This is a genomic window from Streptomyces sp. NPDC001381 (genome assembly GCF_042895685.1).
In the GTDB taxonomy this organism is placed as follows: Bacteria; Actinomycetota; Actinomycetes; order Streptomycetales; family Streptomycetaceae; genus Streptomyces.
On the sequence record NZ_JBIAWO010000001.1, the window covers coordinates 799,770 to 821,865 of the forward strand.

Consider the following 22,096-nt stretch of genomic DNA (forward strand, 5'->3'; position numbering starts at 1 on the left):
GATCGCGCCGTGGGCCAGGATGGGGGCATGCCGACCCCGAAACGCCTCGCCGGCACCTTCAGTGTCTCCGACTTCCAACTCGTCATGCTGCGCCGCATGGCCGACCAGAACCCGGATCTGGTGGACGACGCCCGCCATGGTCTGGGGGTCTCCCTCGTGCAGATGAGGGAGGCCAACAAACGCTGGCAGGCCATGGTGCACTCCCCGCACGCGCGGGGCTCCCTCTCCCGTTACCGCTCGGTCCTCGGTGAACCCGAGTCGAGGACCGCCCGCCGCGTCGGCGACCTCGACTGCGAGGCCTGGCTCTGGCCGATCCCCCTGTGGCCCCGGCTCCGCTTCGAGGTGCTGCTCGCGCCGAACGGCGCCGTCTGGAACGAGTGGCTGGTCCGTGCCCCGGGAGAGCAGAGCCCCGACCTGCGGAGCCTGGACGACCTGACCCCCTGGTCCAGCACGGTCGACGAGGTCGCCCGCGCCTTCGCCCCGGCCCGCCCGCTCGAGGGCTCGGCCCCGACCCGCTGGGGGCTGGCGTTCACCGCGCCGGACGCCCTGGGCATACGCCGGGAGGTGGTCGCCGAGTTCACCTGGGGACTGTTCCAGCGGACGGTGGTCAGGGACGGGAGCGGTCTGCCGCCCGGGCAGCTCTGAGGATCCCCGCCACGACCCCGGTCACCGACCCCGGGTGCAGGGACAGGAACAGGTTCGGTTCGACCAGCTCCAGTTCCATGACCTGCGGCCGCCCGTCGTCGCCGTCCACGAGGTCCACGCGCGCGTAGAGCAGCTCGGGGGCCTCCGGGACGGCCGCCAGGGCCTGTTCGGCCACGGCCAGTTCGGCGTCCGTCGGCTGCCACCGCTCCAGGCCCGGGTGGGCCACCTTGCGCTCGTCGTACGGCGTGCCGGGCGCGAGGACGGCTCCCTTGCGGCTGGCGTGCAGCAGACGGCCGTCGAAGAACTGCAGCGCCCGCTCACCGGCCACGTCGATACCGCGCACATAGGGCTGCACCATCGCGGTGAAGCCCTCCGCGTGCATCCGCGCGAGCTGCCGTACGGCGGTGTCGTGCTCGTCGGGGGTGTAGCGGGCGGCGAAGCGGGCGCCCGCGCCGGAGGTCGGCTTGACGACGTACTCGTGGCCGTCGGGGAACCCGGCCTCCTCCCCGGGCGCGAGGTAGCGCGTCGGGACGGTCGGCACTCCGGCCGCCGCGAGCTCCCCGAGGTACCGCTTGTCGCTGTTCCAGCGGACCACCCCGGCCGGGTTGGCCAGCCGGGTGACCGCCCCGGTCCGCTGCGCCCAGGCCACGAACTCCGCCGCGCGCCAGCTGTAGTCCCAGGTGGAGCGGATCACGGCGAGGTCGTAGCCCGCCCAGTCGGCGTCGGGGTCGTCCCAGACGACGGCCTCCGCGTCCGCCCCGGCGTCCCGCAGCGCCGCCACCAGGCCCGGCAGATCGGTGTCGACGGCGACCTCGGGCCCGGGCCGGCAGGTGACGAGGGCGATGCGGGGCACGGCGACTCCATCTTCGTACGCATGTCCGGTGACCGGTCCCGGGAAGGCTAACAACCGGCCCGGGGCCGGCCACCGGCGACCGCCGCCGCGCGGCCGGGCGCCCCGCCCCCGGGGACGCCGTGCGGGCGCCGGCCGCCGAGGCGGACGCCGTCGGCGGGGCGGACGACGAGAGCTGTGGGGTGGCCGACATGGTGGAGGCGGCTCGACCCGGGCAGGATCGGTGGCATGGCCACTAGTACAAGGAGCGTCCGCGTGTCCTCACTCTTCCCCGCCCTGACCGACGATCCCTCCGAGCGGGTCGCGCTGCGGTTCGGTGAGCGGACTCTGACGTACGCGGAGCTCGCGGCGGCGGCCGGGGCCGTCGGGGAGCGGGTGCGGGGGGCGGAAAGGGTCGCCGTGTGGGCCACGCCGAGCCTGGAGACCGCCGTGGGCGTGGTGGGGGTGCTGCTCGCCGGGGCCGCCGCCGTGCCGCTCAACCCGAAGTCGGGCGAGAAGGAGCTCGGGCACATCCTCCGGGACAGCGCGCCGGGCGTCGTCCTCGCCGCTCCGGGCGACGAACTGCCCGCTCCACTCGACGGGTTGGCGCGGGTGGACGTCGAGGTGCACGGCACCGGCGCCCCGTCCCCGGCGTCCGTGGACGACGAGCACCCGGCCCTCGTCGTCTACACCTCCGGCACCACGGGCCCGCCCAAGGGCGCCGTCATCCCGCGTCGCGCCCTGGTCGCCACCCTGGACGCCCTGGCCGACGCCTGGCAGTGGACCGGGGAGGACGTGCTGGTGCACGGACTGCCCCTGTTCCATGTGCACGGGCTCGTGCTGGGTGTGCTCGGACCGCTGCGGCGCGGGGGGTCCGTACGGCATCTGGGGCGGTTCACCACGGAGGGCGTCGCCCGGGAGCTGAACGGCGGCGCGAGCATGCTGTTCGGGGTGCCGACGATGTACCACCGGATCGCCGAGGCGCTTCCCGGGGACCCCGAGCTGGTCAAGGGGCTCTCGGCGGCGCGGCTGCTGGTGTCCGGCTCGGCCGCGCTGCCCGTGCACGACCACGAGCGGATCGCGGCGGCGACCGGGCGGCGGGTGATCGAGCGGTACGGCATGACGGAGACGCTGATGAACACCTCCGTGCGGGCCGACGGGGAGGCGCGGGCCGGGACCGTGGGGGTGCCGCTGCCGGGCGTGGAGCTGCGGCTCGTGGAGGAGGACGGGGCCGTCGTGACGGCGTACGACGGCGAGACCGTCGGGGAGATCCAGGTGCGCGGGCCCCACCTGTTCACGGAGTACCTCAACCGGCCGGACGCCACGGCGGCCGCCTTCACCGCCGACGGCTGGTTCCGGACGGGTGACGTGGCGGTGCTCGATCCCGACGGGTACGTGCGGATCGTCGGGCGCAAGGCCACCGATCTCATCAAGAGCGGCGGGTACAAGATCGGGGCGGGTGAGATCGAGAACGCGCTGCTGGAGCATCCGGGGGTGCGCGAGGCCGCCGTCACGGGGGAGCCCGACGCGGACCTCGGCGAGCGGATCGTCGCATGGGTCGTCCCCGTCGATCCTCAGTCCCCGCCCGGCAGCGACGAGTTGGCCGGCCATGTCGCCCGGCGGCTCGCTCCGCACAAGCGGCCCCGCGTGGTCCGCTACCTGGAGGCGCTGCCCCGCAACGACATGGGGAAGATCATGAAGCGGGCGCTGACGTCATGACGGGACGCGCGAGCGCCCGGGAGGTCATCGCCCTCGTGACCGACTCCTTCACCGAACTCCCCTATCCGAAAAGGGACTTCACTCCCGACGGTCCGCTCGCCTGGCCCGGGTACGACCTCTCCCGCGCCCGCGCCGCCGAACGCACCGGCGAGTCGGAGTCCGTCGTGTGCGGCACCGCGAGCGTCGAGGGGACCCCGGCGGTGCTGATCGCCTTCGAGTTCGGTTTCCTGGGCGGCTCGCTGGGCGAGCGCACCGGGGACCGGCTGGAGGCGGCGTACACGTACGCCCGTGAACACCGGCTCCCGGTCGTCCCGTTGGTCGCCACGGGCGGCAGCCGGATGCAGGAGGGCATGGTCGCCCTCGGTCAACTCCAGCGCGTCGCACGGCAGTCGGCGCTGACCAGCGGGGCCGGGCTGCCGCAGGTCGCGGTGGTGCGGGATCCGACGACCGGCGGGGGCTGGGCCACGCTCGGCGCGGGCGCCGACGTCGTTCTCGCGCTGCCCGGCGCGCAGGTCGGTTTCGCCGGGTCGCGGGTGCGGCCGGCGGACGCCGACCCGGCCGCGTACACGGCTCGGGCGCAGGTCGCGGCGGGGTCGGCGGACGCCGTGGTACGGCCGGAGGAGCTGCGGGAGACGCTGGGACGGTGGCTGCGGCTGCTGACGGGGGCCTCGGACGAGCCCGCCCCGGTGCCCGAGCCGCTCGGCGCGAAGGACCTGCCGCTCTCCGGCTGGGATGCCGTACAACGCGCCCGCTCCCCCCGGCGGCCGCGCGCAGCACGCTACCTGGACGCCTACTTCACCGACCGCCTCGCGATCTCCGGCGACCGCTGCGGCGGCACCGATCCCGGCGGCATGCTGTGCGGCTTCGGCGACCGCCGGGGCCGTACGGTCGCGTACGCCGCGCAGACCGGGGCCGCCACCCGGCCCGCCGGGTACCGCACGGCCACCCGGCTGATCCGGCTCGCGGACCGGCTCGGCATCCCGGTGCTCACCCTGGTGGACACCCCGGGCGCCGCCAACGACGCCGAGGCGGAGCGGCAGGGCGCGGGCGCGGCGATCGCGGAGCTGTTCGCCACCCTCGCCACCACCCGTACGCCGGTCACCACCCTGGTGATCGGCGAGGGCGGCTCGGGCGGGGCGCTCGCGCTGGCCGCTCCCGGCCGCACCTGGGCCACCCCGGACAGCTACTTCTCCGTCATCGCGCCCGAGGCGGCCGCCGCCATCCTCAAGCGCCCGCCGGAGGAGGTGGAGGCGACGGCCCGCCAACTCCGGATCCGGCCGCAGGACTTGGCCGAGCTGGGGGTGATCAGGACGGACGACCGGCGGACGCCGTGAAAACGGCGGGAAGAAACAGGACAACCCCGAGCACCGTCCGTAACAATGGGGACGCACACAGCCGCAGGGTCTGGTCCGAGGGAAGGGGCTACGGGGGCGCGTGGACGGACTGGTGGAGTTCAAGACCGAGGACGGCGCCGTGGTCGCCGTCGAGGCGGCCGTCGAGGGGCGGCCCGGTTCACGGCTGGTCGCCCGCGGCGACGGCACGGTCCAGGCGGCCCGTACCTTCGAGGGCGCCCTGGAGGGGGTGCGCGCGGCGGCCGAGTCGGCGCTGCGGGTGTTCCGGGACGGCTCGTTACGGCCCGACGGAGTGGAGATCGAGTTCGGGGTGAAGCTCTCGGCGGAGACGGGCGCGATCATCGCCAAGGGCACGGCGGAGGGCCACCTCGTGGTGAAGCTGACCTGGTCCCCCTCGCCCGCCGAGGGGCCGGAGCCCACCGCCGTCTCATGAACAGCGCCGAGTGGCACGCCCGGATCGAGAGCGCCGGCCAGGTCGCCGGAGCCGGCTTCCTGGTCACCCCGCGCAAGGTGCTGACCTGCGCGCACGTGGTGCGCCAGGGCGGCGCGGCGGAGGCGCTGAGCGTGACGTTCACCGAACGGCCGGGCTCCCCCGCCGTACCGGCCCGGGTGGTCGCCGACGGCGGCTGGGGCGGCGGCGCGACCGACCTCGGCGACCTCGCCGTACTGGAACTGGCGCACGACGTCCCGATCGCGCCGGCCGCGCTCGCCCCCGTCGACGCGGCGCACGCGCAGCGCGCCGGCCGGCCCCGCAAGCTCGTCGTCTACGGCTTCCCGGTCGGCTTCGACGAGGGCACGCTCGCCGAGTACCGCATCACCGCCACCCAGTTGCTCAACCGCGAATGGATCCAGCTGGAGGCCTGGCAGCCGGGCGGCCAGCCGCTCGCACCGGGCTTCAGCGGGGCCGCGGTCACCCTCGCGGACACCGGCGAGGTCGTGGGCATGGTCACCGCCGCCGCGGGCGCCCAGGGCGTCCACAACGGGCGGATGATGCCCACCGAGGTCATGGCCCGCTACTGGCCCGGCCTGGAAGGGCTGGTCCCCACCTCCGACCACGGCGCGGCCGACCGCGCCCGGCTGCGCGCCCTCGTCGAGCGCGCCGTGCGCGCGGGCCTCGACGGCGATCCCGTACGGCGGGTGCGGCTCTACGAGGCGGCCAGGGCGCCGCTGGACCCGGATCCGCCCGAGGAGGGCTTCGACTCGCTGTGGTCGGCGGCCCTGTTCGTGCTGTGCGAACTCGACGGCGCCGACGCGGCCGCCACCGTGGCCCGCTTCACCGCCCAGGTGGAGGCCCTGTTCCGGGTCCCCGCCGAGGCGCCCGCCGCGCCCGACTGGTCGCCCATCCTCGTCGACCTCCAGCACAGCGGCGCCGGCGACGGGCACGTCCGCGTCGAGGTGTCCGCGTACAGCGGGGGCCGCCGGCACCCGGTCGGCTCCGAGACCGTCCCGCAGGCCCGGGTGCGGGCCTACGTGCAGGAGCGCATCGAGGCCGCGTTCCGCTATCTGACGCCCGGCTGCGACGAGTTGATCGCGTTCGCGCTGCCCCGGGACTGGATCGACCTGCCGGTGGACCGCTGGGCGAGCGCCCCCGACGACGACACCCCGCTCGGGTCCGTGTACCCGCTGGTCGTCACCGACCAGGCACGGCTGCGGGCCGGCACCCGGCACCAGCTGACCCGCGCCTGGAAGCGGCTCGACACCCTGCCGGGGGCGCGGGTGCACCGCGTGGAGTGCGGCAGCCCCGAGGAACCCGCCCGGCTGCGGCTGCGGCTGCGCAAGCCCGACGCCTGTCTCGCCGGCTTCGCCACCGCCCCGGCGGCGCCGCGCACCCGCCCCCACTTCGACACCTCGCTCACCGCGCCCGCCCCCGTGGTCATCTGGTCGCGCGGTGGCTGCGCGGACGGCCCCGAGGAGGCCTGCGCGGGCGGGGACGGCTGCGCGGGCAAGACGTTCCTGGACGAGCTCGACGCCTGCGTGTCCGGCGTGCCCCCCGCAGAACTCCCGCGCCAGGTACTGGCGTTGCGGGAGGAGGCGGACGCCGAGGAGGGCCACTGGGCCCGGGACATCCAGCTGCTGTGGGACGACCCCCGCGTCTTCACCGACCCGCACGGCGGCGCCCCCGCCCACGCCCACTCCCCCGTCGTCTGAGCCGCCTCCCGCCGTCCGACCCACGCCGCCCTTGCCGCACCACGCCGCGTCACGCCGAGTTCGGAGAACCATGCCCCACTGGACCGTCTACACCGGGAACAGCGAGCCGCACGACGGCATCGACCGGTTGCCCGCGCCGCCGCCCTGGCGGGCGTTCGACGGCGAGCCCGTGCTGCCCCCGCCGCGCGACGCCGACGACGAGGCCGCCGTCTCGCCCGACCGCGTCCACCGCGCCCGGTCCTACGTCGCCACCCCGGAGAGCGTCCAGCTCGTCAACGCGGCCCTCGTGCTGCGTCGTCCGCTGCTGGTCACCGGCCCGCCCGGCACCGGCAAGTCCTCCCTCGCCTACGCGGTCGCCCGCGAACTGGGCCTGGGTCCCGTCCTGCGCTGGAACATCACCAGCCGTTCCACCCTGGCCGACGGGCTCTACCAGTACGACCCGCTGTCCCGGCTGTACGCGGCCCGGCAGGCGGCACGGCACGGGGGCGACGGGGGCTCCCGGGGCGTGGGCGCGGGGGACACGGCCTCCGGTGCCGGCGTCGAGGACCATCTCCGTCTCGGGCCCCTCGGCACCGCCCTGCTCCCCTACTCCCGTCCCCGGGCCCTGCTGGTCGACGAGATCGACAAGAGCGACCTCGATCTGCCCAACGACCTGCTGAACGTCCTGGAGGAGGGCCAGTACGAGATCCCCGAACTCCTGCCCGCGGCCCGCCACTCCGCCGAGGGCACCACCGCCGAGGTCCTCGCCGACGGCACCGACGCGCCGGTCACCGTCAACCGGGGCAGGGTCCGCTGCCGCGCCTTTCCGTTCGTCGTGCTGACCAGCAACGGCGAGCGCGAGTTCCCGCCCGCCTTCCTGCGCCGCTGCGTCCGCCTGAAGCTGCGCCGCCCCGGCCGCGAGCAGCTCACCGAGATCGTCCGCGCCCATCTGGACACCCCGCCCGGTGAGGCGGCCCACCTCATCGACCGTTTCCTGGCCCGCGCGGCCGACGGCGAACTCGCCACCGACCAGCTGCTGAACGCCCTCTACCTCACCGGGGTCGCCGGCCTGGACGCCGACTCCCGCGACGCGCTGGCGGAGCAGCTGATGCCGTACCTCGGCGCCACGGCGGACGGCGATGGATTCTGAGGAGACACCGGGCGGCGACGCGGCCGCCCTGGCTCGGCTGACCGCGCTCCTGACGGCCACCGCGGACACCCCGCCGACGCCCCGCGAGCTGGCCGAACTGCTGTGGCTGGCAGCGCGGTCGGGCGACGAGGAGGCGCGCGCGCGGACCTCGGCGGACACGGCGGTCCCGGCGCCCGCCGCTCCGGTCGCGCCCCCGGCGGATCGCGAGCCCCCGGTGACCCCGCCCGCCGCGGCCGACCGCGTCCCGCTCCACCTCCCCGCTCCCCCGCCGGCACCCGCGCCGGCGCCCGCGCCCGCACCCGGCGGGCCCGGGCCCGCCGGCCCGTCCGGCGGAGCCACCCGCTCCCCGCTGCTCGCCCCGGCGCCCCCGATGCTCCCCCGCCCCCTCGCCCTCCAGCGCGCCCTGCGCCCGCTGAAGCGCACGGTGCCGGCGCCCCGCGCCCGGCTCCTCGACGAGCGGGCGACGGCCGACCGCATCGCGCGGCTCGGCGCGCACCCGGAGGTCTGGCTGCCCGTCCTGCGCCCCGCCCGGGACCGCTGGCTGCGGCTCAACCTCGTCCACGACACGGGCCCGACGATGCCGGTCTGGCGTCCCCTCGTCCGTGAACTGCACACCGTGCTGGCCCAGTCGGGCGTCTTCCGCACGGTCACCCTGCGCCCGGCCGGTCCCGACGGCGGTGCCGGGCACGTCCCCGACCCGGGGGACGGCCGTACCGTCACACTGGTCGTCAGCGACTGCATGGGCCCGCAGTGGCGCCCCGGCCCGGCGGGCGAGCGCTGGTACCGCACGCTGCGGCACTGGGCGGCCCGGATGCCGCTGGCCGTCGTACAGCCGCTCCCGGAGCACCTGTGGCCGACGACGGCCCTCCCGGCCGAGCCGGGTGTCCTGGCCGCCCCGGCCGCGGCGGCCCCGCTGACCGCCCTCGCGTTCACCCCGTACGACCCCGACGCGGCGCCCCCGCCCGGCGCGGCCGTGCCCGTGCCCGTCCTCGAACCGGGCGCGCCGTGGCTCGCCAACTGGGCGGCGCTGGTGGCGTCCCCGGGCGGTGCCCGCACCCCGGGCGCGGCCGCCTGGCTGCCCCCCGCGCCGCCGTCCGCCGAAGCGGCCCCCTCCCCCACCGATCTGCCCGCCCAGGACCTCGTGCTGCGCTTCCGCGCCACCGCGTCCCCGGAGGCGTTCCGCCTCGCCGGTCATCTGGCCCTGGCCGTCCCGTCGGTCCCGGTGATGCGCCTGGTCCAGCGTGCCGTGGACCGCGAACCGCGCCCGCAGCATCTCGCCGAGGTCATCCTCAGCGGCATGCTCACGGCCGTTCCCGGGCCGCCCGGCTCCTACGACTTCCGCCCGGGGGTGCGCGAGGTGCTGCTGCGCACCCTGCCGCGCACGGTCCGCGGCCGCACCCGCGAACTCCTGGAGACGATCGGGGGGTTGATCGACGAACGGGCGGGGCTGGCCGCGGGCGAGTTCCGCGCGGAGGCGGCCGGCGCCGGACACGACGGCAGCGGTCCGGCGTTCGCGGCGGTGAGCCCGGAGACGGTGCCGCGGCTGGGCGGGGACGCTTCCCCCGGGACGGGCGGCCGCCGCCACTTCCTCCGCTTCACCACCGACACCGACCTGACCGGCCACCCCGAGAGCCGTATCGCCCTCGAATACGCCGTCCACGAGATCCTCTCCCGCGGCGGCCTCACTCCCCAGCAGTACGCCATCCGCGTCCGTGACGTCGGCTACGACGTCGAGGTCGACGGTGCCGCCCGGCTGCTCCCCGTCCTCGTGGCGGCCCTGCGCTGGCTCCCCGGCCGCTGGGCCTCCCTCGCCGAACCGCCACGCCTGCGCCTGACGTTCCTGAAGACGGGCAAGACGCCACCAGTGACCGGCGAGACGGTCAGCGCCCCGCTCTTGGTGGTGATCCCGCCCGCCCTCTACCGGGACTTCACCGACAGCTCCGCCGCGTCCGGCCCGCACCGCTTCCACCCCGGCTACGGCAGCGACCCGGGCTCCGGACCCGTCGCCTGGCTGTGCCCCCTGCCCTCCGGGGACGAGCGGCGCGACCTGGTGCGCGGCCCCTTCATCACCTCTGACTTCCGCCGGCTCGGCGTCCCCGCCCCCGGGCGTACCGCCGTCGTGCACACCCGCCCCGAGGGTCCCCTCACCCTCCTCGACCCCGCCCGCCCGTACGAGGGCCGTCCGCCCCGCCCGGTGACCTGGTGGGAGGTCGACCTCACCCCCCGGCAGGCGGTCCACCAGGTGTCCCTGCCCAGCTCCGGCAAGGGCGACTTCACCGCCGCCGTCGAGCTGTCCTGGCGGGTCGAGGACCCCGTCGCCTTCGTACGGGCGGAGGCCTGGCAGGTCGGCGAGCAGCTGCTGGCCCACTTCCTGGAGGCGGCGCCCCGGATCACCCGCCACCACTCCGTACGCAGGCCGGCGGGGGCCCAGCGGGCCGTCAACGGCCGGATCGGCCGGTGGCCGGTGGCCGGTCTCGCGGTGACCTGCGCCGTCACCCTCGTGCCGGACTACGCCCCGCCACCCGCGGTGCTCCGGCCGGATCGCGCCGACCGCCCGCTGCCGGAGCTGCTCGCGGACGCCGAGACCGTGCTGTTCGGCTTCGACGGCCCGCTGGCCCGGCTGTACACGGCGACGACCGCCCGCCGGGCCGCCCTCGACCTGCTCGCCCTGGTCGCCGAGCACCGCGACCCCGGTGACGCGCTGACGGGCCGACCCGCGGGGAACTCCGGCGCGGCACGGGAGCTGTCCGTGCACCCGCTGGACGTGCTGCGGGCCTTCGCGCGCGACGGGCTCGGACCGCTCCTGCGGGGGCGTCTCGACGCGTGGGAGCTGCGGGCCGTACCGGACGCGCCGACGACCCACCACTCCGGTGCCCTCGTGCGCGCCCTGCACGGCGCCGGCCGTCGGGTGGGGATCGCCACGGACGTCTGTGAGCGGGCCGTCCACCGGTATCTGGAGGACCGCCGGCTCCCGTTGGCCGCGGGCGTGCACGGCCGTGCCGACGACCTCGGTCTGCTGATGCCGCACCCCGACTGTCTGCTGCGCGCCCTGCGCCCGCACGGCGCCCCCGCCCGCACCGGCGTCCTGATCGGCTCCACGCTCGCCGAGCTGACCGCCGCGCAGCAGGTGGGCCTGCGCTTCATCGGCCTCGCCCGCAATCCCACGGTCGCGCAGGGTCTGCGCGAGGCGGGCTGCGAGGTCACGGTGCCCTCGCTGACCCCCGTGCTGGAGGCGGCCCGCTCGCTGTAGACACGGCCCCGGGGGCCTTGGACAGGCCTCGGCGTGAGGTGGATCACATTCCGGGCGCGGATGTCACACTCCGGGCGCCCGCGTCCCTCTCAGCTCGGAACGCATCCGTGACGGGAGGCCCTCCGATGTCCCACGCTCCGCATCCGGTGGCGCACACCGCGACCCAGGTGTTCGCCGACCACCGCGAACTGCTGTTCTCCATCGTCTACAACATGCTCGGCAGCGTCTGTGACACCGAGGACGTGCTGCAGGAGACATGGCTGGCGTGGGCCGCCAGGAACCGGGCCCCGGCCGCGGAGCGGATCGACAACCCGCGCGCCTACCTGGTGCGGATCGCGGTGAACGCGGCGCTCGCCCACCGGGCGGCCGTCAGCCGCCGCCGTGAGACCTACGTCGGACCCTGGCTGCCCGAACCGCTCGTCGGCCCCCTCGCCGGCCGGCCCGCCCCCGAGGACGCCGCCGACGCGGCGGTGCGCGCCGAGGCGGTGTCGATGGCGCTGCTCGTGGTGCTGGAAACCCTCACCCCCCTGGAACGCGGGGTGTTCGTCCTGCACGAGGTGTTCGGCTACCCGCACACCGAGATCGCGGAGATCCTGGGCCGCAGCCCCTCGGCGATCCGCCAGCTCGCCCACCGCGCCCGTGAGCACGTCCATGCCCGGCGCCCCCGCTACGAGCCCGATCCGCAGGTACGGCAGCAGGTGACCGAACGGTTCCTGGCCGCCGCGCTCGGCGGTGACCTGGACGCCCTCCTGCAGATCCTGGCGCCGGACGTGACCCTGTGGGGCGACGGCGGCGGCAAGGGCGCGGGGGGCCTGCGGCCGCTCCAGGGCCGCGACAAGGTCGCCCGCCTGCTCGCCGCGGTCGCCCCCCACGCGGGCCGGGGCCTCGACATCGCCTACCGCAGCGTCAACGGCGCCCCGTCGGCGCTGCTGCTGGTCGGTGACGCCCCCTACGCCGTCCTGGTCCTCGACCTCACACCGGACGGCGACCAGGTGTGCGGGATCTACGCCGTCGCCAACCCCGACAAGCTCTCCCACGTCGAGTGACCGTCCACGAACACCGAGGAATGCGCATGCTGCGAGAACTGGCGTCACTGCCCAGCGGCAGAGTGGCGAAATGGGTCGTCGTCGCCCTCTGGGCGGCCCTGCTGGTCCCGGCCCTGATGCTGGCCGGCCGGCTCGGCGAGGTCGAGGAGAACGACAACGCCGCCTGGCTGCCCGGCAACGCGGAGTCGACGAGCGTCGTCGACCGGGCCGGGAGGTTCCAGCCCGCCGACACCCTGCCCGCGATCGTGGTCTACGACCGGCCCGGCGGTGTCACCGCCGCCGACCTGGCCAAGGCCCGTGCCGACGCGGAGGCCTTCCAGGACCTGGAGAACGTCGTGGGGCGGCCCGAGGGACCGGTGAGGTCCCAGGACGGCGAGGCCGTCCAGACCGTGGTCCAGGTGCGCAAGGACCGGACGGGCTGGGAAGGCGTCGGCGAGGTCGTGGACGCGATGACCGAGGTCGGCGAGAAGGACACGGGCGGTCTCGGATTCCATGTCACGGGACCGGCCGGGCACGCGTCCGACTCGGTCAAGGCGTTCGCCGGCGGGGGCGGGCTGACCACGATCACCGCGGCGGTGGTGGTGCTGATCCTGCTGTTCACCTATCGCAGCCCGGTGCTGCCGCTGCTGCCGCTGCTGACCGCGGGCGGCGCCCTGGTCACCTCCGAGGCGGTGATCTACCTGCTGGCGAAGAACGCCGGACTCACCGTCAACAAGCAGACCGGCTTCATCCTGACCGTGCTGGTGTTCGGCGCCGCCACCGACTACGCCCTCCTGCTCACCTCGCGGTACCGGGAGGAGCTGCGGCGGCACGAGGACCGGCACGAGGCGATGGCGGTGGCCCTGCGCCGCTCCGGCCCGGCGATCGTCGCCAGCGCCGCGACCGTCGCGGTCAGCCTGACGCTGCTGATGCTGGCCACCCTCAACTCCACCCAGGGACTCGGGCCGGCCTGCGCCGTCGGCGTCCTCGTCGGACTGCTCGCCATGGTCACCCTGATGCCGGCCCTGCTGGTGGTCTGCGGCCGCTGGGTCTTCTGGCCGGTGCGGCCGTCGTACGGATCGGCCGGGACGGCCGAGGGGGGCGTCTGGACGCGGGTGGGCGCCGCCGTCTCGGGCCGGCCGCGGCTCGTGTGGACCGGCACCGCGCTGGTCCTCGGCGTCATGGCGCTCGGGGTGGTCGGGCTGAAGGCCGACGGGCTCTCCAGCAACGACCAGTTCACCGGCAGACCGCAGACCGCCGTGGGCGCGGAGATACGGTCCCGGCACTTCCCGGCCGGGTCGGGCGACCCCGTCCACGTCGTGGCGCGCGCCGCCTCGGCGGAGCGGGTGAGCAACGCGCTGGCCGGGGTCCCGGGAGTCACCCGTGTCTCGGCGCCGGTGGTCAAGGGAGGGGAGGCCCTCGTGCTCGGGGAGCTCGCGGACGATCCCAGCAGCACGGCCGCGATGCGCACCGTCGAGCGGGCCAGAACCGCGGTCCACCGGATCGACGGGGCGCACGCCCAGGTCGGCGGCAGCACGGCGGTCCTCCTCGACACCCGGGAAGCGGCCGCCCGGGACTCCGAAGTGATCATCCCCGTCGTGCTGCTGGTGGTGTTCCTCGTCCTCACGCTGCTGCTGCGGGCGGTCGTCGCACCGCTGCTGCTCATGGCGACGGTGGTGCTGTCGTTCGGCGCGGCCCTCGGCGTCAGCGCCCTGGTGTTCGAGCACGTCTTCCACTTCGCCGGGGCGGAAGCCTCCTTCCCGCTCCTGACGTTCGTGTTCCTGGTCGCGCTGGGCATCGACTACAACATCTTCCTGGTCACCCGGGTACGCGAGGAGGCCCAGCTGCACGGCACCCGGCGCGGCGCGCTGACGGGGCTGTCCGCCACCGGGGGCGTGATCACCTCGGCGGGTCTCGTCCTGGCCGGCACCTTCGCGGCGATGGCCTCGCTGCCGCTGGTCTTCGCGGCCGAGCTGGGGTTCGCGGTGGCGTTCGGGGTCCTGCTGGACACCATGATCGTCCGCTCGGTGCTGGTCACCGCGCTGACCCTGGACGTGGGCCGGTGGATGTGGTGGCCCGGCGCCCTGTTCCGGCGGCACGACGACCCCGCGCCCCGGGCGGCCGAACCGGGACTCGAACCCGCCCTCGGGAGGACGTGACACGCCGTGGAGGAACGGAAACCCCCATTCGGCCGCGCCCCGCCCGGCCCCCTTGAACAGGCGACCCCCCGCCCCGCCCCCGCACGATGCGAAGGAGGCCGACCGCCCGGCGGCCCACCGGCACGAGAGGCCCGCCGGCCCGGCGGCCCCCCGGTCTGCGCTCTCGGGAGGACCTGCCATGACCGTCAGTCTGGAGCAGTTGCGCCGCTGCCACTTCGCCGTCGACCTCGGTGCGGCGCGGACCCGGGTGTACGTGCGGGGGGCCGGGCTCGTCGTGGACCAGCCGTCCGTCGCGGCCGTGAACACCCGGACCGGAGCCCTGATCGCGGTCGGCGAGTTCGCCGAGCGGATGACCGGCCGCACCCCCCACTACATCCGGGTGATGCGCCCGGTCTCCGGCGGCACGGTCATCGACATCGAGATGGCCCAGCGCATGCTGCGCCACCTGCTCGGCGACAAGGTCCGCCGGCAGCTGCGCCGCAAGCCGTTCCTGCGGGCCGCCGCCTGCACCCCGCACGACGCCGGCCCGCTCGCCCAGCGCGCCACGATCGAGACGCTGGTCGGTCTCGGCGCGCGCCGGGTGGAGCTGGTGGACACCCTCATCGCCGCCGCCGTCGGCTGCGGGCTGCCGGTGGACCAACCGGAAGCCACCATGATCATGGTGTGCGGCGCGGCCGCCACCCAGGTCGCGGTGCTCTCCCTCGGCTCCATCGTGGCCGCCGAGCGGATCCCGGTGGGCGGCGAGGCGGTCGACCGAGCGATCGTGCAACTCCTGCGCCACGAACATGAGCTGATGCTGCCGAGCCAGTCCGTACGGCCGCTGCAGCTCGCCCTCTCCGGCAACGGCCTCTCCCCGCACGGCCCGGCGTCCACGGAGATCCACGGGCGGGACGTCGCCACCGGTCTGGCGCGTTCCGTCCGGGTCGACACCGCCGCCGTACGGGGCGCGATCGAGACCCCGCTGACGGCCGTGATCGACGGTATCGGGCGGGTGCTGCGGGAGTGCCCGCCGGACCTGGTCGCCGACCTCGCCGACCGGGGCATCATGATGGTGGGCGGCTCCGCCCTGCTGCCGGGCTTCGACCACATGCTCCGCCAGGCCACCGGCATGCCGGTGCACATCGCCGAGCGGCCCGACATCTGCGCCGCGCAGGGCCTCGGCGCCATGCTGGAAGGCAGGATCGCGCCCCTCACCCTGACCCCGCTGGCCACCTGAGCCCGCACCCCGGCCCGCCCCTTCGTGACCACTCGGGTCACTCCTCCCGCACACGTGACGCGCGCGAAACCTTGACGATCACCTGGCCGGGTGCCACGATTCCGGCGCCGCCATGTTTACGCAAACATCAGCCAGGGACGGGCTTCGATGTTTACGCAAACATCGTCGTCCTCGAAAGGGCAAGTCGATGCGCCAGACCCCCGCCAGAGCCTCCTCCGCCGCCTCCCCCGCCTCCCGGCCCTCCCGCTCCCCCCGCCTGCGTGCCGCCCTCGTCGCCGTAGCCCTCGCCGCGGTCGGCGGCAGCACCCTCGCCGCCACGCCCGCCTCCGCCACCGCCTCCTCCTCCGCCGCCTCCGCCCCGGCCGGCGACACGACCCGGTTCAAGGGCGTCAACTGGGCGGACCCGCGCGACAACTTCGCCGACGACTACCTGCGGCTGTCCGGCCTGTCGACCTCGGACACCTACCGGCAGACGTACGCGAAGGCGAGCCGGATCATCGCCGCGTTCCGCGCGAACCTCGGCGCCAACACGGTCCGGCTGCCGATCAACCCGTACACGGTCGAGGGGGCGTACTGGAAGTCGTACCGCGGGGTCATCGACGCGGCGTCCGACCAGGGCTTCAAGGTCATCGTGTCCTACTGGGAGGGCACGGGTGACCGCAAGGACGGCTACATCGACGACGAGGCCGCCTACTGGCCGATGTGGAACACCGTCGTCAAGGCGTACAAGAACGACAAGCGCGTCTACTTCGAGCCGATGAACGAGCCGCACGGCTACACCGACACCGAGTGGGCCGACATCGCCGCGAAGTGGCTGGACACCTACTCCTCGGTCCCCCGCGACCGGGTCTTCGTCAGCGGCGCCGGCTACAACGACCACGTCACCTCGGTCTGCGCCGACCCGCGCCTGAAGGGCACGTACCTCTCCCTGCACCACTACGGCTTCTGGAAGTCGTACGCCACCTACGACGAGTGGGTGGCCGACCTGAAGGTGCGCATCGGCGACTGCGCCGGCCGCACGGTCGCGGACGAGTTCGGCGCGCCCATGACGGACGGTCTGAACTACAACGTGAAGACCCCGGACAACAACTACATCAACTACGTCCAGGCCGTCACCGACACCTTCCGCGAGCTGAAGATGGGCTCGGTGTACTGGCCGGGTCTGCGCACCGACGACACCTACTCCCTGCAGAAGCTCGTCGGCGACCCGGACCGCCCCTGGCTGGTCACCACCAACCAGTCCGGCGCCGACCGCCTGGCCTGGGGCTGGGGCCGCGGCAAGCCGGTCAAGGGCTGAGGCCCTTCCCCCACCGGTCCGTCATCGCGCCGGGCCCGCCGACCGCCGCGTCGGCGGGCCCGCACCCGCGCGCCCGGACGCGCCCAGCCGCAGGTCAGCCCCCCTCTTCCAACTGCTGTGGCCCGTATACGCCGTTGATCCTTCCGTCCCCCGCCGCATAGGTTCCGGAGCATGACGAACCACGTACGGATCGGTGTGATGCACGACCGCGACTGGGCCCCGGAAGGGCTGCCCGGGTTCGCGCGGCAGGTCGAGGCCCTCGGGGCGGACGACCTGTGGGTGGTGGAGGACCTCGGGTGGAACGGCGGGCTGTCGGCGGCCGCCGTGGCGCTGGGGGCGACACAGCGGCTTCGGGTGGGCATCGGCATCGCCCCCGCCCCGCTGCGCAGCCCGGCCCTGCTGGCGATGGAGATCGCCACCCTGGCCCGGGTGTTCCCGGGGCGGCTGGTGGCCGGCGTCGGGCACGGTGTGCGGGAGTGGATGGCGCAGGTGGGGGTCGCGCCGCGCTCCCCGCTGTCCCTGCTGGAGGAGACGATCACCTCGGTGCGCGCGCTGCTGCGCGGCGAGCGCGTGGAGCTGGAGGGGCGGGAAGTGCGGCTGGACGGCGTCCGGCTGGTGCATCCGCCGGCGGACGTCCCGCCGGTCGTCGCGGGGGTCGTACGGCCGCGCTCGCTGGAACTGTCCGGGCGGATCGCCGACGGCACGCTGATCGCCGAGGGCCACGGCCCGGCCGACGTGGAGAACATCCGCGCGCTGACCGCCAAGGGCGGCGCCGGGCCCGAGCACTCCCTGACGGCGTTCTCCTTCGCCTGCGTGGGCGACGACCCCGCCGAGGTGTCCCGCACGCTCCATCCGCACACCGAGGGCCACGGTGCCTGGCTCGGCCGTCCGCAGGAGGAGGTGTTCACCGTCTCCGGCACTCCGGAGCAGGCCGCCGCCCGCGTCGGCGAGCTCGCTGCGGCCGGCACGGACACCGTCGTCCTGCGCTTCGTGGGGGACGAGCCGCTGCGGCAACTGGAGGCGGTGCTGGCGGCGGCCGGGCCCCGTTCGGGCCGCTGAGCGGGTCACATCCCCTCATCCGGGCGGGTGTTGACCCACGCCCGCCCGCCGGACGGCCCGCCGCCGGCGCGGGTCTGTCGCCGTGATCCGCGGAAGCGGGCCGGAAGTGGATCGGAAGCGTATCGGCAGGCGCGAGGTCTGGTAGCGGAAGCGCGGGATCTGGTCGCATCTCGTCATGGCGGAACCGGATGTCTGTGACTCTGGTCGTGCCGGCGAAACAGCGAGGATCCGGCGCTCTGCCGGGAGTTGTGAGGGGCCCCATGGACCATGCGCACCACCCCGTCGACGCGACGGGCACCAGACCCGGCGGCACGTACGAGGCACCGAGCCTCTTACCGGCCGCCGGCCAGGAACGGACGTACGCGCTGTTCATCGCCGGCCTCCCCCTGCTGCTGATCCTGCTGGTCGGCGTCCTGCCGTCGCTGACCTCCGGGGACCGGGGGTCGTCCGGGGCCGCCGGCGGCCCGGACAGCGGCTGGTACGCGCAGCCCACCTCCCCGTACGAAGCCGGCGAAGCCGACGGGTCCGAGGCCGACCCGCTCCCCTCGGAGGACCCGCGGACGGCGGCCGACGGTCCGGATCTGTGGGCGGCGACACCCACCGACGGCGAGAGCACGGCCGACCCCACCACGAGCCCCACCGGGCTCGGGGAACCGACCGGCCCCGCGACGACGGCCGATCCCGGGACGACGGTCCAGAAGTTCTACGACGCCGTCAACGCGCGCGACTTCGAGACGGCCTGGGACCTCGGCGGGAAGAACCTCGGCACGGCCGACTACGCGGCCTTCGTGTCGGGCTACGACCGGACCCGGCGGAGCGACGTCGTCGTCGAGTCCGTCGACGGCGACACCGTCTCGGTGAGCCTGAGCGCCGAACTGGACGACGGCACCCAGCAGTCGTTCGAAGGCGAGTACACCGTGGTCGACGGGGTCATCACCGGCGGCTCGATGAGCCCCACCGGATGATCACCGACCCACCGAGAACGGAGCAGCGAAGCCATGGCGACTGACACCCTTTCCGTACCCGCGGGCCGTGCGGCCGGGGCCGCGACCAGCAACGCCACCCGGCTGCTGTGCGCGGGCACGTATCTCGATCCGCTCTACCGGGCCACCGTCATCCGCGAGTTACTGACCCACCGGTTCCGGGTGGTGGCGCCGTCGTACGGCTACGACGCGGTTCCCGTCCTCGCGCACGCGCTGGCGGCCCGCCGGCTGCACCGGGCCCGGCTGGCCGTGCTCGGCGCGGGCCTGGTCCTCACCTTCGTCCTCATGGGTGCCGGTGTCCTGAACGGGTGGGGCGGCTTCCTGGCGGTGGCGTGGCTGCTGTGGGTCACCTCGTACCTGCGGCGGATCGTCACCCTCCAGACCCTGCTGACCCGGCTGCGGCGCGGCACCGGCGCACCCGGCGACACGGGCGGGTTCACCGGCGCGTACCCCCGCCATCCCGACCTGACGGCCGACCTGGTCGCCAAGATCGACCGGGAGCAGGCCTCGGACGGCACGCTGGTCCGCTACAGCGGCTACAAGCCGTTCGTCGGCGCGGGTGAACCGGTGAAGCGGTGGTCGACCGCCGAGCTGCTGATCGGCGCGCCGCTCAGCCCGTTCGAGAGCCCGCAGCGGACATCGGGGGCGCCGGCGGCCGGGCAGGAACCGCAGCGCAAGGAGGTCGTCCCCTTCACCGTCGAGGAGATCACCTCCCATGTCGCCGGACGGATGGCCGCCACCCTGCGCGACGAGGCACGGCAGGCGGAGCGGATCGAGGGTCTCGCCGTCGAGCGGTCCACGTTCACCACGAGCGTCACGACCCGCCCCGGCCTGTGGGAGCCGACCCCCGGGGAGCGCGAGGGCCGCTGGGAGGACGTCTACGACTCGGGACGCGCGTATCTGTGCGTGCGGGTCGGTTCGTGGAACCAGGAGCTGGTCACCACCGCGTTCGTGGGCTTCGACCTCAAGGGGAACACCCTGCACACCGAGTTCTACTCGTACGTGCTGGCGCCGATCAAGAGCGACTTCCACCTGGTGGACCGGCTGCCCGCCGCCCTGGACGGCAGGCTGCTGCTCCGGGTCGCGTGGGACACCCTGCGCGCCGCGCCCGGGGCCGTGCTGGGTCCGGCGCTCCGGCGGGCGCGTGCCCTGCTGCCGTGGCAGCCGGGCGCGAACCGGATCCGGGTGCTGCTGCCGCTCGACACCAGCGAGTTCCACCTCGGCCGCTACGCGGACACCGTGCTGGACCGGGGGGCGCTCACCAGCATCCGGGAGCTGGCCACCAGCGACGACTTCCACGTCTTCTTCCAGGAGACGGACACGATCAAGTACACGCAGATCGTGGAGCGCCAGCTGCTGCACGTCGTCCGTGGCTTCCTGCACGAGCACAAGGTGGACCTCGCGGAGCACGAGGCCCGCCAGACCAACATCCTCAGCAACAACTTCGGCAGCAACAACACCTTCGGCAGCCACAGCAACTTCGGTCCCGGCAACCAGGACAACCGGAGCACGGCGCCGCAGAACGGCAACCAGGGGGCATGACTTCGATGGCCGACACCTCCGGCGGTGCTGGTTCCCACACCAGCAACAACTTCGGCAGCGGCAACAACTTCGGCAGCCACAGCAACTTCGGCTCCGGGAACCAGGACAACCGGAACTCCGGGACGCAGTACTTCTCCCCGGGCGCCCCGGCCCCGGGCGCGGCCTCCCGGGCCCCGGCCCCCGACCGGGTCCAGGCCGGGCCCTCCCCGGACGTCAGCCGGAACGTCTTCGTCGTCCACGGCCGGGACGAGGAGGTCCGGATGAAGATGTTCGACCTGCTGCGGCTGCTCGATCTGCATCCCCTGGAGTGGGAGGACCTGGTCAGGGCGACCGGGAAGACGGCGCCGTTCCTCGGCGAGGTCGTCGCGGCGGCCCCCGCGCAGGCCCAGGCGGCCCTGGTGCTGCTCACCCCGGACGACGTGGTCCAGCTGCACCCCGACCTGCGGGGCGCGAACGAACCGGCGTACGAGACGGAGCCGACCGGCCAGCCCCGGCCGAACGTCCTGATCGAGCTGGGCATGGTGCTGATGGCCTACCCGGAGCGGACGCTGATGGTGGAGGTCGGCGCGCTGCGCACGATCTCCGACATCGCGGGGATGAACGTCATCCGGTTCGACGGCTCGGAGACCGCCGTGGGCAAGATCGTCGAGCGGCTGAAGCTGGCCGGCTGCAAGGTGAACGACACCGGCTCCGACTGGCGTCACACCTGGCCGTTCCGTCATCTGGCGGCGTACGGCCGTACGGGGCGGTAGGCGCCGCCGTCCGCACAGAGCCGCGGTACGGGCCTCGCCCGGGGGAGGGGCCCGTACCGCTCGTCGGGGGAAGGGGGGTGTCCGGCGTCAGATCTGGCGCCGGGCACCCGCCGCCAGACCCGCCAGGAAGGCCGCGGTCTCCGGGAGGTCGATCCGGCCCAGCTCACCGGGGCGGATCACCACGCGCAGTTCCCGGCAGAGCGGCCGCTCCCACGCGTGGACGACGAACGACAGCAGGATCAGCCGCAGCAGGCTGTCCTCGTCGAGGTCGTGCAGCCGGGCGAGTCCCGCGCCGGCCAACGGCATGGTGACGCGCTCCAGTTGACCGTGCCGGCGGATCGCGTCCCACAGCCGGTCGAGACCGAGCCACAGGTCCTGCACGCCGCAGGAGGCCACGCAGTCGTTGCCCATCCGGCTGTAGGCGACGGCGAACACGAGCCGGGGCCGGGCGCCGAGGACGGCGACCGTGCCGATCGGGTACCGGTCGCGTTTGCCCCGCGGTTTGTCCTGCGCGCTCTCCCGCGCCACCGGGGCCACCCCGTCCAGCGCCGCGGCCAGTTCCGCGTCCAGCACCGCCGCGTCTCCCCCGTACCGGCGGGCCAGCAACTGCCCCTGCACGCTGCCGTCGTTGATGACGCTCCCGTCGTCCACGAGGGTGTCGAAGGTGTCGGTGAACCCCACGACCAGATGCCCGGGCTGGTCGAAGAGGTCGCCCTCCTCCACCACCACCGTCATGCCGGGGCGCCCGAACTCCTGGCGTACCCCGCCCTGCGGCCGCGCCCGGGCCAGTCCCCACGCCAGGCACAGGCCCAGGGAGCCGGCGGTCACCAGCCCGGGATGACGGAACGCCGCCGGGAACAACTGGCTGAAGAACTGCACGACGGCCGACACCACACCGAAGGCGACGAGCACGCTGCCCGCGAACACCTTCCGCACGCGCGCGTGCCGGAGCCAGGAGTGCGGACGGTCCGATCGCATGGTTGCCTCCAGG

The 22,096-nt window shown here is 74.6% G+C and carries 17 protein-coding genes; 15 read left to right on the forward strand and 2 right to left on the reverse strand.

The annotated features are described in order from the left end of the window. Positions 1–27: 27 nt before the first annotated feature. A complete protein-coding gene (locus tag ACFY2L_RS03610; protein WP_390655502.1) occupies positions 28–645 on the forward strand; it encodes a hypothetical protein in 618 nt (205 codons plus the stop codon). Here ACFY2L_RS03610 and ACFY2L_RS03615 read toward each other — a convergent pair. Further along, positions 608–1,498: a RimK family alpha-L-glutamate ligase gene (locus ACFY2L_RS03615; RefSeq protein ID WP_390655501.1), complete on the reverse strand. Its 891-nt coding sequence runs from the start codon at positions 1,496–1,498 to the stop codon at positions 608–610. The two genes, ACFY2L_RS03610 and ACFY2L_RS03615, sit on opposite strands and share 38 nt — an antisense overlap. 252 nt (positions 1,499–1,750) lie before the next feature. On the opposite strand from ACFY2L_RS03615, the gene ACFY2L_RS03620 reads away from it, so the two are divergent. From ACFY2L_RS03620 to ACFY2L_RS03685, 14 genes are all read left to right on the forward strand, one after another. Continuing rightward, entirely contained in the window at positions 1,751–3,193 is a 1,443-nt protein-coding gene (locus ACFY2L_RS03620) for an acyl-CoA synthetase (RefSeq protein WP_390821369.1), read from the forward strand. Beyond that, positions 3,190–4,527, forward strand: a complete 1,338-nt coding sequence (locus tag ACFY2L_RS03625) for a carboxyl transferase domain-containing protein (RefSeq protein ID WP_390821371.1) — start codon at positions 3,190–3,192, stop codon at positions 4,525–4,527. Before ACFY2L_RS03620 ends, ACFY2L_RS03625 begins: the two co-directional genes overlap by 4 nt. A gap of 100 nt (positions 4,528–4,627) precedes the next feature. Further along, the gene (locus ACFY2L_RS03630) at positions 4,628–4,978 is read left to right on the forward strand and encodes a CU044_2847 family protein (protein WP_390655498.1); all 351 of its coding nucleotides are present in this window, start codon (positions 4,628–4,630) and stop codon (positions 4,976–4,978) included. Then, positions 4,975–6,693: a trypsin-like peptidase domain-containing protein gene (locus ACFY2L_RS03635; protein WP_390655497.1), complete on the forward strand. Its 1,719-nt coding sequence runs from the start codon at positions 4,975–4,977 to the stop codon at positions 6,691–6,693. Before ACFY2L_RS03630 ends, ACFY2L_RS03635 begins: the two co-directional genes overlap by 4 nt. A 70-nt stretch (positions 6,694–6,763) precedes the next feature. Then, a complete protein-coding gene (locus tag ACFY2L_RS03640) occupies positions 6,764–7,822 on the forward strand; it encodes an AAA family ATPase (RefSeq protein ID WP_390821372.1) in 1,059 nt (352 codons plus the stop codon). Then, entirely contained in the window at positions 7,812–11,072 is a 3,261-nt protein-coding gene (locus ACFY2L_RS03645; protein ID WP_390821373.1) for an SAV_2336 N-terminal domain-related protein, read from the forward strand. Before ACFY2L_RS03640 ends, ACFY2L_RS03645 begins: the two co-directional genes overlap by 11 nt. Positions 11,073–11,197: 125 nt before the next feature. Beyond that, positions 11,198–12,118, forward strand: coding sequence for an RNA polymerase sigma factor SigJ (sigJ, locus tag ACFY2L_RS03650; RefSeq protein ID WP_390821374.1), 921 nt, complete (start codon positions 11,198–11,200; stop codon positions 12,116–12,118). A gap of 26 nt (positions 12,119–12,144) precedes the next feature. Further along, complete coding sequence (locus tag ACFY2L_RS03655) at positions 12,145–14,256, forward strand: MMPL family transporter (RefSeq protein ID WP_390821375.1); 2,112 nt, start codon at positions 12,145–12,147, stop codon at positions 14,254–14,256. Positions 14,257–14,434: 178 nt separating this feature from the next. After that, positions 14,435–15,472, forward strand: coding sequence for a rod shape-determining protein (locus ACFY2L_RS03660; RefSeq protein ID WP_390655492.1), 1,038 nt, complete (start codon positions 14,435–14,437; stop codon positions 15,470–15,472). A 187-nt stretch (positions 15,473–15,659) separates the two neighbouring features. Continuing rightward, positions 15,660–16,769 (forward strand): glycoside hydrolase family 5 protein, encoded by a 1,110-nt coding sequence (locus ACFY2L_RS03665; protein ID WP_390821376.1) that lies wholly within the window; start codon positions 15,660–15,662, stop codon positions 16,767–16,769. A gap of 171 nt (positions 16,770–16,940) precedes the next feature. Beyond that, a complete protein-coding gene (locus tag ACFY2L_RS03670; protein WP_390655490.1) occupies positions 16,941–17,828 on the forward strand; it encodes an LLM class flavin-dependent oxidoreductase in 888 nt (295 codons plus the stop codon). Between the two features lie 260 nt (positions 17,829–18,088). Continuing rightward, positions 18,089–18,793 (forward strand): hypothetical protein, encoded by a 705-nt coding sequence (locus ACFY2L_RS03675; protein WP_390821377.1) that lies wholly within the window; start codon positions 18,089–18,091, stop codon positions 18,791–18,793. Between the two features lie 33 nt (positions 18,794–18,826). Then, positions 18,827–20,353, forward strand: coding sequence for a hypothetical protein (locus tag ACFY2L_RS03680; RefSeq protein ID WP_390821378.1), 1,527 nt, complete (start codon positions 18,827–18,829; stop codon positions 20,351–20,353). Further along, positions 20,350–21,105 carry a TIR domain-containing protein gene (locus ACFY2L_RS03685; RefSeq protein WP_390821379.1) on the forward strand — a complete coding sequence of 252 codons (756 nt, stop codon included), beginning with the start codon at positions 20,350–20,352 and terminating at the stop codon, positions 21,103–21,105. The genes ACFY2L_RS03680 and ACFY2L_RS03685 overlap by 4 nt, the downstream gene beginning before the upstream one ends. A gap of 87 nt (positions 21,106–21,192) precedes the next feature. Here the strand turns inward: ACFY2L_RS03685 and ACFY2L_RS03690 are convergent, their stop codons facing one another. After that, complete coding sequence (locus ACFY2L_RS03690; RefSeq protein WP_390821380.1) at positions 21,193–22,083, reverse strand: macro domain-containing protein; 891 nt, start codon at positions 22,081–22,083, stop codon at positions 21,193–21,195. Between the last annotated feature and the right edge of the window lie 13 nt (positions 22,084–22,096).